A 12,738-nucleotide genomic window follows, 5' to 3' on the forward strand; every position below is an offset into this window, starting at 1 on the left:
GGCGCGTCTGGATCCGCCCCTCGGATTGACGCCGGGAGCCCGTGCGCGTACCGCGGGACAGGGCGTGGTGGCGCTGCGTCCGATCAGACATTGTTCACTTTCGTCCTGTACGCCCGGACTGGACCCGCCGCCGATTTTGGGCGGTGAAGGGGAGGCATTTAAGATGAGCGAAACGGTGATTGACGCGCCGCGGGTCGGTGCGGACGGCAGACGCAACGGTATGGTGGCGATGTGCGCCGCCATGGCGATGCTGCCGGTCGGCGACGCATTGTCCAAGCTGCTGGCCGAGGTCGCGGACCCGTTCGATGTCACCCTGTGGCGGACGGTGGCGCAGGCGGTGTTCTTCTTGCCTCTCGTCCTGATACTGCGCAACCGGCTGACGGGGCGTATGTTTTCGGCCCCGGCCTTCCTGTCAGGCGGGTTGATTGTCACCGTCCTGTTCAGCCTGATCACGGCGTTCCAGACCATGCCGATCGCGACAGCCATCGCGATCTTCTTCATCGAGCCGCTTTTGCTGACGGCACTCGCCGGGCCGCTGCTGGGCGAGAAGGTCGGCCCGCGCCGCTTTGCCGCCGTTGGCGTGGGGCTGATCGGCGCGCTGATCGTGATACGGCCGAATTTCGCGGTGTTTGGCCCGGTGGTGTTGATGCCTGTCCTCGCCGCCTTCGCCTACGCGCTGAACATGGTTGTGTTGCGCAAGTCCACGCGCCGTACCCCGGCGCTGACGTTCCAGCTGGGCGCAAGTTTCTCGGCGGCTGTCATCCTGATGGCGGCGCACGGGGTGTCGGTCGCTGCGGGGCGCGAGGCGACCTCGCTAGCCGCCGCGCCGACATGGGCGCTGACCGCGGTGATTGCCGCCGGAGCGCTATCGGCGGTGACCTTCCTTCTGATCACCTTCGCGTTTAGCCGGGCCGAGGCAAGCCTTCTGGCGCCGTTCCAGTATCTCGAGATTGTCGGCGCGACGATCGTCGGGTTTCTCGTCTTCGGGGATTTTCCCGACGCGCTGACCTGGCTCGGGACCGCCATCATCCTCGGCTCGGGGATCTACGTCTTCCACCGCGAGCGGCAGATCGAGATATCGGGCCGCCGCGCGGCGGCCCGCATCGACAGATAAGGGGTCAGGTGCCGCGCGCGATCGCGGCGACGCCCGTGCGGCTGACCTCGACCAGGCCAAGCGGTGCCATCAGCGCGACGAACGCGTCGATCTTCTCCGGTGCGCCGGTGATCTCGAAGACGAAACTCTCCAGCGTCGAGTCGACGACATTGGCGCGGAACACTTCACCGGTTCGCATGGCCTCGACACGCTTCTCTCCAGTGCCGTTGACCTTGACCAGCGCCAGTTCGCGCTCGACCGAGGGGCCTTCGACGGTCAGATCGTTGACCGAGTAGACCGGGACCATGCGCTCCAGCTGGTGCTTGATCTGCTCGATCACCGCTGGGGTCCCGGTGGTGACGATGGTGATCCGCGAGCGGTGGCCCTGGTGATCGACCTCGGCCACGGTAAGGCTGTCGATGTTGTAGCCCCGGCCCGAGAACAGTCCGATGACCCGGGCCAGAACGCCCGCCTCGTTGTCGACGAGGATGGTCAGCGTGTGGGTCTCCTGCAGGTCTCCCAGCGGGTTGCGCAGATCGTAGGCGCTCTTGCGGCTGGAGCCTTTCTTGATGGCGAGTGCGTTCATGGCTTTCCTCGGAGTTATGCGGCGCCGGCGTGGGCCGGCGAGATCAGGCTGAGGCCCGGAGGCGGCGGGGCCGCGCCCTCGGGCAGGACATGGGTGTAGAATGGGGCAAAGCGGGCCCGGATGCGCGCGCTGTCTGTGTCGGACATCTCGGTCAGGTGACGGTCGCGCCGGCCCGCGTTGAACTGGATGAAGCGGGTCGAGAGAACCTCGTCGGCGATGGCCTGCGGGTCGCCGTCGATCCCCAGATGCTCGAGGATCTCGGCGGCCGCTGTCGGCGTATCGAAGGCCAACCGGTCATAGCGCAGCACGTGGACACCGGGCAGGGCGAGCCATTGCGCCAGTGTCTCCATCTGGTTCTCTATCCCCCGGATCGCGTCATTCAGGTCGTGGATCTCGGAGAACGCCGGCTTGCCATTGGCCCGAGAGCGCTGCCCGTGATCCACCATCGAAAGCGCCACGTCGCGCGGATCGCGCACCACCACATGAACCAGCGCGCCCTCCCGGACCATCCGGCAGATCGCCGGATCGGGGCGGGTATGGGTCTTGAACGCCAGCGGATGCCCGTGCGCCGAGACCGCCGCCTGCATCCGCGCGGCGGCGTCCTCGTCGATATGTTCGATTGCGTTGATCTTCCGGCTCACGGTGACGCCTTCAAGGCGCAGCGCGGGCTGTGGATGGCCCGCGCGTTCCAGCGCCACCAGCGCAAGCTGGTAGGCAAGCGTGGACCCGCTTTTCGTCAGGCCGTAGCTGAAGACGATCTGCGGGCCCATGCGACGACCTCAGACGAGAACCGCGCCGCCGGCGTCGATCGCGCCCTTGGTCGAGGCGGATCCCAGCAGCATCTCGTTGTGGGCCTTGCCCGACGGGATCATTGGGAAGCAATTCTCGTGCTTCTCGACGACACAGTCGAAGATCACCGGGCCATCGTAGTCCAGCATCTCCTGGATCGCGTCGTCCAGATCGGCGGGGTTGTCACAGAGGATCCCCTTGGCGCCAAAGGCCTCGGCCAGCTTGACGAAGTCGGGCAGGGACTCTGACCAGCTGTGGCTATAGCGCTCGCCGTGCAGCAGCTCCTGCCACTGGCGGACCATGCCCAGACGCTCGTTGTTGAGGATGAACTGCTTGACCGGCAGGCGGTACTGCACAGCGGTGCCCATCTCCTGCATGTTCATCAGCCACGAGGCCTCGCCAGCAACGTTGATCACCAGGCTCTCGGGATGGGCGATCTGCACGCCGACCGAGGCGGGCATGCCGTAGCCCATGGTTCCCAGGCCGCCCGAGGTCATCCAGCGGTGCGGGTCCTCGAAGCCCAGGAACTGCGCCGCCCACATCTGGTGCTGGCCGACCTCGGTCGTGATGTAGCGATCACGGCCCTTGGTCAGCGCCTCGAGCCGCTGCAGCGCGTACTGCGGCTTGATCGTGGTTTCCGAGTTCTCGTAGGACAGCGACTTCACCGCACGCCAGTCCTCGATCTTCGCCCACCACTTGGCGACAGCCTCGGACTTGGTCTTGCGGCCGCGCGACTTCCAGATCTTCAGCATGTCCTCGAGCACATGGCCGATGTCGCCGACGATCGGAATATCCACGTGGATGTTCTTGTTGATCGATGACGGATCGATGTCGATGTGGACTTTTACCGAATGCGGACTGAACGCATCGGTGCGCCCGGTAATCCGGTCGTCGAACCGCGCGCCGATGCAGAGCATGTAGTCGCAGTCGTGCATCGTCCAGTTGGCCTCGTAGGTGCCGTGCATGCCCAGCATCCCGAGCCAGTTCGCGCCAGAGGCCGGGTAGCAGCCCAGCCCCATCAGCGTCGAGGTGATCGGGAAATTGGTGGCCGAGACCAGCTCGCGCAGCAACTGGCTGGCGCCGGGGCCGGAGTTCACGACGCCGCCGCCCGAATAGATCACCGGCCGCTCGGCGTTCTCCAGCGCCTCGACGGCGGCGGTGATCGCGTCGATGTCGCCCTTGACCTGCGGCTGGTAGTGCCCGGTCGAGGCCTTGGCCGGCGCGACATACTTGCCGGTCGCGAACTGGACGTCCTTCGGGATGTCGACCAGCACCGGGCCGGGGCGGCCGTTGGTGGCGACGTGGAAGGCCTGGTGGATGGTCTCGGCCAGCTTGTCCGTGTCCTTCACCAGCCAGTTGTGCTTGGTGCAGGGGCGGGTGATGCCGACGGTGTCCGCCTCCTGGAAGGCATCGTTGCCGATCATGAAGGTCGGCACCTGGCCCGACAGGACGATCATCGGGATCGAGTCCATCAGCGCATCCGTCATGCCTGTGACGGCATTGGTCGCCCCCGGTCCCGAGGTCACCAGAACGACACCCGGCTTGCCCGTTGCCCGCGCATAGCCTTCCGCCGCGTGGGTCGCGCCCTGTTCGTGGCGGACGAGGATGTGACGGATCTCGTTCTGCTGGAAGATCTCGTCATAGATCGGAAGTACGGCGCCGCCGGGATAGCCGAATACGGTATCGACCCCCTGATCCTTCAGAGCCTGAACAACCATCTGTGCGCCGGTCATCTTCCCAGCCATATGCCTTCTCCTGTCTGCGCGGGCCCAGCTTGCCCCGCGTCGCCCCTCCGGGCACAAAAAAGGCCCCGTCAGGGGCCTGTGCGCGAGCGTTCCGGTCCGGGGTCTATCCCCGCCAGTGCCCGCGCGTTCCGATAAGTACGACGATCCGTGTCATGGGGATTGTTTTTAGGGGGCGTGTTTTCCGGGGTCAACAGGCAAGGTGCGCTTTTTGAAAATTTCGTTCGGAGGCGGTTTGACGCAGTTAATGGCAAGCCAGTTGAGTGATGGAGGGTATTTCTGATCCTCGTAGTGGATCTGTCTAGAGGGCGCAGGCGTGCCGCCAATCCGTTTTCGCGATCGGTTTGCATCGGGTTTCCCACGCGGATTTCTCAACTCCGACGCGCAACCGCTGGCAACAGCGCTGTTTTTTGCCCGCAACGGGTTGATTAAAAAAATGTCAGCAAGGCAAAACGCTGTTCCGTAACGTCGGCTGCGGCGATAGAAAGTATCGGGAGAGAGCGCGGATGTGCGCAAGAGGGCCCATGGATCGCCGGAAGTTTCTGAAGACCGCCACGCTGGGAGGGGCCGCCTCCGGCGCGCTCGCCGCGCCGGCCGTCGCACAGAACCGGCGCACGATGACGATGGTCACGACGTGGGGCCGCGGCACCGCCGGGGTGCATGACGCCGCTCAGCACGTGGCCGACTCCATCACCCAGATGAGCGACGGCGCATTGACCGTAGACCTGAAGGCCGCGGGCGAGTTGGTGCAGGCTTTCGACGTGTTCGATACCGTCACATCCGGCCAGGTCGACATGTACCACGGCCCCGACTACTGGTTCATTGGCCATCATCCGGCCTATTCCTTCTTCACGACGGTACCCTTCGGGATGACCGCGACCGAGATGGCCTGCTGGTATTACCAGGACGGCGGTCACCAGCTTCACGACCGGCTTGGCGAGATCTTTAATCTCAAGTCCTTCCTTGCAGGCAACACCGGTGCGCAGGCCGGCGGGTGGTATCGCCGCCTGATCACCAAGCCCGAGGATTTCCATGGGCTCAAGATCCGCATGCCTGGCATTGGCGGCGAGGTGATGACCAAGCTCGGGGCCGAGGTCGTGACGCTTCCAGGCGCCGAGGTGTACGGCGCACTACAGACCGGAGCGATCGACGCGACCGAGTGGGTCGGCCCCTGGGCCGATGAGCGCGCGGGCTTCTCGGAGGTGGTGTCTTACTACTACCCGGCCGGGTTCCACGAGCCGGGTGGCGGGCTGACACTCGCGATGAATCGGGACGTGTTCGACAGCCTGATCCCGGCGCATCAGCGCATCATACAGGTGGCCGCGTCCGAGACGCACCAGTGGTCCCAGACCCAGTTCCTCTCGCACAATGGTCGTGCGTTGGAGCGGATGCGGCATACGGAAATCACCATGGCCGAGTTTCCGGCGGACGTCTGGGACGCCTTCGGGGAAGCCGCAGCGCAGCTGCATCTGCAGTATATGGGCGACTCGGTCTACGCCGAGATCTACGACAGCTACATGCGCTCGATGCGTGCCAGTTCCCATTGGCTGGCGGCGTCCGAGATGCCGTTCCGGACGCAGCGCGACCGGCTGACGGGGTAGGGCGGCCAGCCCGTTTCCATCTATGCCTTGTCTTCGTCCGGAAGATAGATTGCCGCGACCTGTTCCGCGATCGGATCGGTTTCCAGCGGATGCGTGTTCATCCGCGCCTCGGTCGCTTCGTCCAGCGTGCGCCAGCTTCCGCCGCGATAGATCTCGAGCGGTTTGAACCGGGCCTTGTAGTCCATCTTGCGCGAGCCGGGCACCCAGTAGCCAAGGTAGACGTAGGGCAGCCTGGCGGCGCGGGCGATCTCGACATGATCGAGGATCACGTAGGTTCCAAGCGAGCGGTCGGCCAGGTCCGGGTCGAAGAACGAGTAGACCATCGACAGCCCGTCCGACAGCAGGTCGGTCAGGCAGACCGCGATTAGGCGGCGGCCGAAGCTGTCTTCCTCGTAATACTCGACGATGCGCGAGCGGACGGGGGTTTCCTCGACCATCGCGGCATATTCGTAGACGTCCATATCGGCCATGCCGCCGTCGGAATGCCGGTCGCCGAGATATTTGCGGAACAGGGCGAACTGGTCCTCGCTCGCCCAGGGCGTCGTCGCCTCGCGGGTGACATTGACGTTCCGGCGCACGATCCGCCGCATCGTCCGGCTGGGTTTGAAATCCGCGACGACGATCCGTGCCGACAGGCAGGCCGCGCAATCCGCGCAGGACGGCCGGTAGAGCACGTTCTGTGAGCGCCGGAATCCCTGACGCGACAGGACGTCGTTCAGCTTGTCCGCGTTGGGGCCCTGGAGCGCAGTGAACAACTTCCGCTCCACCCGGCCCGCCAGATAGGGGCAGGGCTGGGGGGCCGTCACATAGAATTGTGGCGACTGTGGAAGACTGTGCCGCATGAGCTGAATTCCCCGAGTACGTCCGGAAACGCTACCAGCAGCACGCGAGGTCAGGCAATCAGAAATCGCGGCCGGAGCCGCGATCACTCAGTTCAGCGGCCTGTTGATCGCGGTCGTGCCCAGTAGCAGATCGGGCAGGCCCTGGTTGTAACGGGTCACCCAGATCGACACCGAGGTCGCGATCCAGCCAATCAGCGTCGCCATCAGGAACATGAAGATGCCGGTGTGAAATGCCGCGACCATCGGCGTCAGCTTGTGCCCGTCGGCACTGCGCAGCTCGATCCCCATCAGCATCATGCCCGGCGTCGCCGAGGCACCCGAGATCGTCAGCCAGCGGTAGAGGAAGGTCACCAGGAACAGCATGCCGGGGAAGAAGGCGAAACCGATGCCCAGCGTCAGGATCCCGATTGCCAGCGTGCCGACCGCCGTTGCCACGAGGATCGCGGTGAAGTCGATCATCCAGGCGACCAGCCGCTTCGAGGGGACGCCCTCGTAGAACTGCTGGTCGAATTCCGGGTGGGGAAGGTCGTTCAGCGGGTGCATGCGCGCGTAGTGATCCATCTATCGGGCTTTCCGAAAACCATGAAAAACGTGGGAGGGCGGCGCCCCTCGGTCAAGAGGGGCGCGCCGGGCAAGGGCCTCAGGCAGGTTGCGCTGCGCCGGTGTCGGGCGTCTCGTCGTCCGCGCCATTGCTGTTGTCACCCTGCGGCTCGTTCCGCTTGCGGCGGGCGCGGTCGTCCATGAACTGGTCAAACTCGGCCTGGTCTTTCGCCTTGCGCAGCCGCTCGAGGAAGTCGGTGAAGGCGGCTTGCTCGTCCTCCAGCCGCTTCAGCGTCTGGTCGCGGTAGGAATCGAAGGCCGAATTGCCGGAAGACCGGAACCGGGTGCCGGTGTGGGACCATTTGCGGGCGGAACAGGACATGCGGTTACTCCAGATCATGTAGATGAGAAGGGCGAGGCCAAGCGGCCAGAACAGGATGAATGCGACGACCATCGTCGCGATCCATGCGCCCTTGCCGCGGGCGTCCAGCCAGTGTTCGGCTTCGCGGAAGAAGCGTGAGACGGCGTGCATCGTGGTTCTCTCCTGAATGTAAATGTGCGTTACATTTACATAGATCGGATAACCAACCCGTGGGTTCAAGGGGTGTGCGGAAAAAAACTGTGACGCGGGGGAAGGCGTGCGAAACTCGGGCGGAAGTCGATCAACCGTCGCGAAGGGGGCAAGCGATGCAGGTGATCCCGAATCCCGTACGCGAACGCTGGGTGCACATACGGCCACTATTCCACCGGCTCTACACCTACCGGGCGCAGGTCTCGATCTCGCTGGTGGTCAGCCTTGCGCTGATCGCAACCGGGCAATTGCGCGAGACGGTGATCGTCAACGCCGAATTCCTGGCGCTGCGCCTGTCGTCCTGGTTCGATGGCTCGGAGCCGGGGGCGTTCACGGTCGGCGGGCTGAACCTCGGCGAGGTGTTCTTTCCCCGGCTGACATTCCAGGACCTGGCGCGGACGACATGGCCTGCACTTGCCATCGCGCTGTTGCCGGTCTGGCTTACGGTGCTGGCCCGCGCGAGATATGCCTATGCCCGCACCCCGGTCGAGGCCCCGGGGCGGATGATCACCGGGATCTGCTACCTGCCGCTGTTGGCTTTCATCTTGACCGTGGCGAGTTTCGCCCGCGATCCGGCGACGCCGCAGGACTATGTGTTTGTCTACTGGCTGCTGGCGGCGCTCGGCGTGGTCTGCGGCATCCTCGCGGTTTGGCTCGACCGGCTGGCACGGGGCGGTGACGGGCGGCGCGCCTCGAAGATCTACGGCGTGCTGATCGCCGCCGTCGGACTGGTCGCAGTGTTCGCGCCAAGCTGGCTGGGGCAGCTTCTGGGGCCGTTGCCGGTGCTGGTGTTATTCGCCGCCGCGCTGGCCGCCATCGCGAACACCATCGGCTGGATCGAGGACGAGACCGGTATCCCCGTCACCATCCTTGCGTTGGTTTGGGTCGGGCTGGTGTCATTCTACGACTGGAACGACAACCACGAGATCCAGTTGATTGAGGCCCCCGTGCCGGATCACGCCGGTGCGCCGCAGAAGCAGTTCGCGGCATCGCCCGGCGGCGCGGCTCAGGTCGAGAGCCTGTTCCGCGCCTGGCTCGAGTGCCGCCCGGGATATGCCGGGCCGGAGGCAACGGGCGAGCCCTACACGGTCTACCTGGCGGCGGCGCAGGGCGGTGGGCTCTATGCGGCCTACCAGTCCGCGGTACTGCTGGCGGACCTTCAGGACCAGAACCCTCAGTTCGCCTCGAAAGTGTTTGCGCTGAGTGGCGTGTCAGGCGGAGCCGTCGGTGCCAGCGTCTTTGCAAGCCTCGTGAGCGAGCAGGGCGCGCCCGTGCCTGCCTCGGATGGACGCTGCGGCCGCCCGACCAGCGCGCCAGAGCTGTCACCGGGCCGCAACGTTCGGATGGTACGCGCGGTCCTGCGGCAGGATTTCCTGTCACCTATGGGCGCAGCCCTGCTGTTCCCGGATCTGCTGGCGCGGTTCTCGCCGGTCCCCGTGCCGTCTGCCGACCGGGCCCGTGCCGCTGAACGCGCTTTTGCCCGATCGTTCGACGCCGCCCTCGAAATGGAGGGCCTTTCCCCGAACGGCGGCCTGCGGAACTCGGTTCTATCGCATTGGGCACCGGAAGGCGATGCCCCGATGTTGCTGCTGAATACGACGGACGTCTCGACCGGCACGCGGATGATCGCCTCCAGCCCGCTGACCGCGTTTCCGTCCGGGCGGGCCATCACCTTCGCGCAGATGATGGGCTGCCGGGCAGGGCAGGCCGACTGCAAGGCGCCCTCGGTCGCGACGGCGATGCTTCTGAGCGCGCGTTTCCCGGTGATCTCGCCGGCCGGAGCGGTGAAACTGCCGCCCTGCACGGGGCAGCGCACGCATCGCGAATACTGCGACGCGACGCCGGATGGCCCGCGTCCCAAGGCCCGTTTCGTCGATGGCGGCTACTATGAGAATTCCGGGCTCGACACCGTGGCGGACCTGCTCGACGTGCTGATGCCGCTCGAGCAGGAACTGGGTGTCGAGTTCGTGGTTCTGCACTTCGACCTGGCATTGCCGGGCGAGCCCGTCCGTTCTTACGGATTAGGTGAACTGCTGTCGCCCCTACGCACCTTCAACAACGCCCGCTCGGCGCGGATCCTGCCTGCCCGCGACCGGGTCCGCGATCATGTCGGCACCAACCTGATTCCATTCAGCCTCGATATCCGAGAGCGCGGGTACACGCTCGGCTGGCTGCTGGCGACCGAGACCTTCTGCCGGATGGAGTATGACCTAGCGGTGGACCTGCCCTGTGAGGTCGAGATCACCGCGCGCGAGGGAGAGCAGGCGTTCGTGCGCAACGAGAACAGCGTGAACCGCAGCGTCATCATTGCCGACAACGACCCGTTGCGGAGCCTCGAAGGGCTGCTGGAAGTACGCGGCGATCCGGCGAAACTGCCCTCGCTGATGCAGCAGATGGACATCCGCTCGAAAGGGTTCTGAGCTCAGTCGTCCGGATCCACCAGCCCAAGGCCGCGCAGGTAGATGCCGACGCCCGACTCCAGCAGATCCTCGGCGGCAAAGGGCGTCTTGGTGCCGGGCTGAGAACGGGCGAACAGTTCGACCACGCCGTGGGACATGGCCCAGATGTGGTGGCTGATCATCGTCGCGGGCGGGCGTTTCTCGCGCGGCATCCGGGCGATCAGCGCCTCGGCGGCGCGGGTCATCACCGTGAAGGCACGGTCGGCGGCCAGTTTCAGATCGGTGTTCGCCGCGATGCTGACGCCGCTTTCGAACATGGTGATGTAATAGCCCGGGAATTTGCGGGCGAAGGCAAGATAGGCCCGCCCCGTCGCCTCGAAAGCCGCCAGCGGAGAGCCTGTCGCGCTGTCGTAGGCGTGCTCCATAAGGTCGGCGAACATCTCGAAGCCTTCGCGGGCAGCTTCCTCGATGATCTCTTCGCGGTTCTTGAAGTGCCGATAAGGCGCGCCGGGGCTGACGCCCGCGCGCCGCGCGGCCTCGGCCACGGTAAAGCCGTAGGGGCCTTTCTCGACCACCAGTTCCAGCACCGCGTCGACCAGTGCGCGGCGCAGGTTGCCATGATGATATCCCCGGCGGGCGGTGGTTTCTTCGCTGCTCATGTCGGGGCAGATGCCCTGTCACGCGCCGTTCCGCAAGGGGAGGGGCCGCTCACACCAGACCCATGTCCGAGGGTGTGCCGCAGATCTTCCGGTCGGGCGCGTCGATCTTCAGCCCGGGCACGTCCAGCCGCGTCAGCACCTCCCGGATCGCCGCCAGTCGCGCGCGTTTCTTGTCGTCCGAGCGGATGACCGTCCAGGGAGCGGCGGTGCTGTCGCTGGCCACGAAAGTCTGGCTGATCGCGTCAGTATACTCGTCCCAGCGCTTCAGGCCCTCGACGTCGATGCTGGACAGTTTCCAGTGCTTGAGCGGATCCTTCTCGCGTTTCAGGAAGCGCTTGAGCTGCTCGGCCCGCCCCACGTTCAGCCAAAGCTTGATCAGGTAGATCCCGTCACCCTCGAGCATGGTCTCGAAGGCATTGACCTGCGCGAAGAACCGGGCGCGCTCCTCGTCGGTGCAAAAGCCGAAGACCTTTTCCACCACCCCGCGGTTATACCAGGAGCGGTCGAAGAAGGCGATCTGACCGGCGGACGGCAGGTGCGCGATATAGCGCTGGAAATACCACTGGCCGCGCTCGACGTCCGACGGCTTCGGCAGCGCGACCACGCGAGCGACGCGCGGGTTGAGGTTCTCCCGGAAGCGCTTGATCGTACCGCCCTTGCCGGCTGCGTCGCGGCCCTCGAAGACGACGACGACACGCGCGCCGCTCTCCTGCACCCAGGTCTGCATGCGCATCAAGGCGATCTGCAGGTCCTTCATCTGGTCCTCGTAGTCGTCGGTGTCCATCTCCTCATCGTAGGGATAACCGTCATCGAGGATCTCGTCCTTCTCGGCGTTTTCTATCGCCTTTCTGACCTCCTTCGGCGCCTCTTTCTCGAAAAAATGTGTAATCGCGGCGTCAAATGGCTTCTCGAAATCGTCGCTCATGTCGGCTCCCTGGAGGCACTCGGATGCTCAGGATAGGGCGGGGCGTGCCCGGCGGCAACTCAGAGCCGGGCATTCAACCGGTTCATCGCGGCGGCGACCTCGGCGGTTGCGACATGGTGTGGCATGTGACCGATGCCCGGCAGTCGGGAGTAGCGTGCGCCGGGAAGCTGCCGGGCCAGCAGGTCCGTATGGATCGTGGGGCCGACCACCTCGTCCGCCGCGCCGTGCACCAGCTCGACCGGTATGCGCAGGCCGGGATAGCGAGGGACCATCTGTCGGATGTAGCCCTTCAGCTGCGTCAGATCGCGGGCATTCGCACGCAAGGCTTGCGGCCGTAGCACGAGCCGGGCGTTGATCCGCTCGGCATATCCCGGGGGCGCGGACTGGGGCGCGAAGATCCGGGCGACCGCGTTCTCCACCGTGCCATCGCCGATCACACCGGGGGCGATCCCGGCGAAGATCGGTCCCGTCACCGGGTTGGCGGCGATGTCGTAGAGCACGCCGACGCCGCCTTCCCATACCTGACTGGGGGCCGAGATCAGCTGCATGCCGGTCACCGTCTCGGGCGCATCGAGTGCCCAGGCCAGCGCGACCGAGCCGCCGTAGCTGTGCCCGACGAGGTGCGCCTGCCCGAAGCCCAAGCGCTCGGCGGCTGTCCGCATCAGCCGTGCCTGGACGAATGGGCTGGAGCCTTCGCTTGGTGCGCGTTCCGAAAATCCCTGGCCGGGCCGGTCGAATAACAGGAGCGTATTGCGCTGCGCCAGCACCTCGGCAGGGCCAACTGTCCAATCGCGCATGTTGCCGCTGGCGCCGTGGATCAGGATCGCCTTCGGCCCCTTGCCCATGGTGCGGTAGTGCAGGGTGGTGCCGCCCACGTCGATGAATTGGCCCTGAGGCGAGGATGCGGGCGCCTCGCCTCCGGTCGAGCTGCATCCGGCCACGGCTCCTCCGGCAAGCAGCGTCGAGATCAAGAGTTTCCTGCGGGTCATGC

General features: G+C 65.4%; 12 protein-coding genes. 3 read left to right on the forward strand and 9 right to left on the reverse strand.

Annotated features, from left to right (window positions below; genetic code table 11):
* Positions 1-163 precede the first annotated feature (163 nt).
* The gene (locus ACW9UR_RS06390; RefSeq protein WP_458916102.1) at positions 164-1,114 is read left to right on the forward strand and encodes a DMT family transporter; all 951 of its coding nucleotides are present in this window, start codon (positions 164-166) and stop codon (positions 1,112-1,114) included.
* A gap of 4 nt (positions 1,115-1,118) precedes the next feature.
* Here the strand turns inward: ACW9UR_RS06390 and ilvN are convergent, their stop codons facing one another.
* The 3 genes from ilvN to ACW9UR_RS06405 are packed head-to-tail and all read right to left on the reverse strand — an operon-like array spanning position 1,119 to position 4,213.
* Positions 1,119-1,679 carry an acetolactate synthase small subunit gene (gene ilvN, locus ACW9UR_RS06395; RefSeq protein WP_458916103.1) on the reverse strand — a complete coding sequence of 187 codons (561 nt, stop codon included), beginning with the start codon at positions 1,677-1,679 and terminating at the stop codon, positions 1,119-1,121.
* Between the two features lie 14 nt (positions 1,680-1,693).
* Entirely contained in the window at positions 1,694-2,449 is a 756-nt protein-coding gene (locus ACW9UR_RS06400; RefSeq protein ID WP_458916104.1) for a sulfotransferase domain-containing protein, read from the reverse strand.
* A gap of 9 nt (positions 2,450-2,458) precedes the next feature.
* Positions 2,459-4,213, reverse strand: coding sequence for an acetolactate synthase 3 large subunit (locus ACW9UR_RS06405; protein WP_458916105.1), 1,755 nt, complete (start codon positions 4,211-4,213; stop codon positions 2,459-2,461).
* 521 nt (positions 4,214-4,734) lie between these two features.
* Here ACW9UR_RS06405 and ACW9UR_RS06410 point away from each other — a divergent pair.
* Positions 4,735-5,811: a TRAP transporter substrate-binding protein gene (locus ACW9UR_RS06410; protein WP_458916107.1), complete on the forward strand. Its 1,077-nt coding sequence runs from the start codon at positions 4,735-4,737 to the stop codon at positions 5,809-5,811.
* A gap of 20 nt (positions 5,812-5,831) precedes the next feature.
* Here ACW9UR_RS06410 and ACW9UR_RS06415 read toward each other — a convergent pair whose 3' ends face one another.
* The 3 genes from ACW9UR_RS06415 to ACW9UR_RS06425 form a co-directional block, all read right to left on the reverse strand.
* Positions 5,832-6,653, reverse strand: coding sequence for an arginyltransferase (locus ACW9UR_RS06415; RefSeq protein ID WP_458916108.1), 822 nt, complete (start codon positions 6,651-6,653; stop codon positions 5,832-5,834).
* Between the two features lie 87 nt (positions 6,654-6,740).
* The gene (locus ACW9UR_RS06420; protein ID WP_458916109.1) at positions 6,741-7,214 is read right to left on the reverse strand and encodes an RDD family protein; all 474 of its coding nucleotides are present in this window, start codon (positions 7,212-7,214) and stop codon (positions 6,741-6,743) included.
* 79 nt (positions 7,215-7,293) lie between these two features.
* Positions 7,294-7,725, reverse strand: coding sequence for a DUF2852 domain-containing protein (locus ACW9UR_RS06425; RefSeq protein ID WP_458916110.1), 432 nt, complete (start codon positions 7,723-7,725; stop codon positions 7,294-7,296).
* A 155-nt stretch (positions 7,726-7,880) separates the two neighbouring features.
* Here ACW9UR_RS06425 and ACW9UR_RS06430 point away from each other — a divergent pair, with 155 nt between their 5' ends.
* Entirely contained in the window at positions 7,881-10,184 is a 2,304-nt protein-coding gene (locus ACW9UR_RS06430) for a hypothetical protein (protein WP_458916111.1), read from the forward strand.
* Positions 10,185-10,186: 2 nt separating this feature from the next.
* Here the strand turns inward: ACW9UR_RS06430 and ACW9UR_RS06435 are convergent, their stop codons facing one another.
* The 3 genes from ACW9UR_RS06435 to ACW9UR_RS06445 are packed head-to-tail and all read right to left on the reverse strand — an operon-like array spanning position 10,187 to position 12,736.
* Positions 10,187-10,822, reverse strand: coding sequence for a TetR/AcrR family transcriptional regulator (locus ACW9UR_RS06435; RefSeq protein WP_458916112.1), 636 nt, complete (start codon positions 10,820-10,822; stop codon positions 10,187-10,189).
* A 49-nt stretch (positions 10,823-10,871) separates the two neighbouring features.
* Positions 10,872-11,747 carry a polyphosphate kinase 2 gene (ppk2, locus tag ACW9UR_RS06440; RefSeq protein WP_458916113.1) on the reverse strand — a complete coding sequence of 292 codons (876 nt, stop codon included), beginning with the start codon at positions 11,745-11,747 and terminating at the stop codon, positions 10,872-10,874.
* 59 nt (positions 11,748-11,806) lie between these two features.
* A complete protein-coding gene (locus ACW9UR_RS06445; RefSeq protein WP_458916114.1) occupies positions 11,807-12,736 on the reverse strand; it encodes an alpha/beta fold hydrolase in 930 nt (309 codons plus the stop codon).
* Between the last annotated feature and the right edge of the window lie 2 nt (positions 12,737-12,738).

Source organism: Halovulum sp. GXIMD14794 (assembly GCF_054457455.1).

Coding starts and splice junctions, on each gene's coding strand:
- ilvN (WP_458916103.1), bottom strand. CDS start 1,679: ATGAACGCACTCGCCATCAAGAAAGGCTCCAGCCGCAAGAGCGCCTAC.
- ACW9UR_RS06435 (WP_458916112.1), bottom strand. CDS start 10,822: ATGAGCAGCGAAGAAACCACCGCCCGCCGGGGATATCATCATGGCAAC.
- ACW9UR_RS06430 (WP_458916111.1), top strand. CDS start 7,881: ATGCAGGTGATCCCGAATCCCGTACGCGAACGCTGGGTGCACATACGG.
- ACW9UR_RS06405 (WP_458916105.1), bottom strand. CDS start 4,213: ATGGCTGGGAAGATGACCGGCGCACAGATGGTTGTTCAGGCTCTGAAG.
- ACW9UR_RS06445 (WP_458916114.1), bottom strand. CDS start 12,736: ATGACCCGCAGGAAACTCTTGATCTCGACGCTGCTTGCCGGAGGAGCC.
- ACW9UR_RS06410 (WP_458916107.1), top strand. CDS start 4,735: ATGGATCGCCGGAAGTTTCTGAAGACCGCCACGCTGGGAGGGGCCGCC.
- ppk2 (WP_458916113.1), bottom strand. CDS start 11,747: ATGAGCGACGATTTCGAGAAGCCATTTGACGCCGCGATTACACATTTT.
- ACW9UR_RS06420 (WP_458916109.1), bottom strand. CDS start 7,214: ATGGATCACTACGCGCGCATGCACCCGCTGAACGACCTTCCCCACCCG.
- ACW9UR_RS06400 (WP_458916104.1), bottom strand. CDS start 2,449: ATGGGCCCGCAGATCGTCTTCAGCTACGGCCTGACGAAAAGCGGGTCC.
- ACW9UR_RS06390 (WP_458916102.1), top strand. CDS start 164: ATGAGCGAAACGGTGATTGACGCGCCGCGGGTCGGTGCGGACGGCAGA.
- ACW9UR_RS06425 (WP_458916110.1), bottom strand. CDS start 7,725: ATGCACGCCGTCTCACGCTTCTTCCGCGAAGCCGAACACTGGCTGGAC.
- ACW9UR_RS06415 (WP_458916108.1), bottom strand. CDS start 6,653: ATGCGGCACAGTCTTCCACAGTCGCCACAATTCTATGTGACGGCCCCC.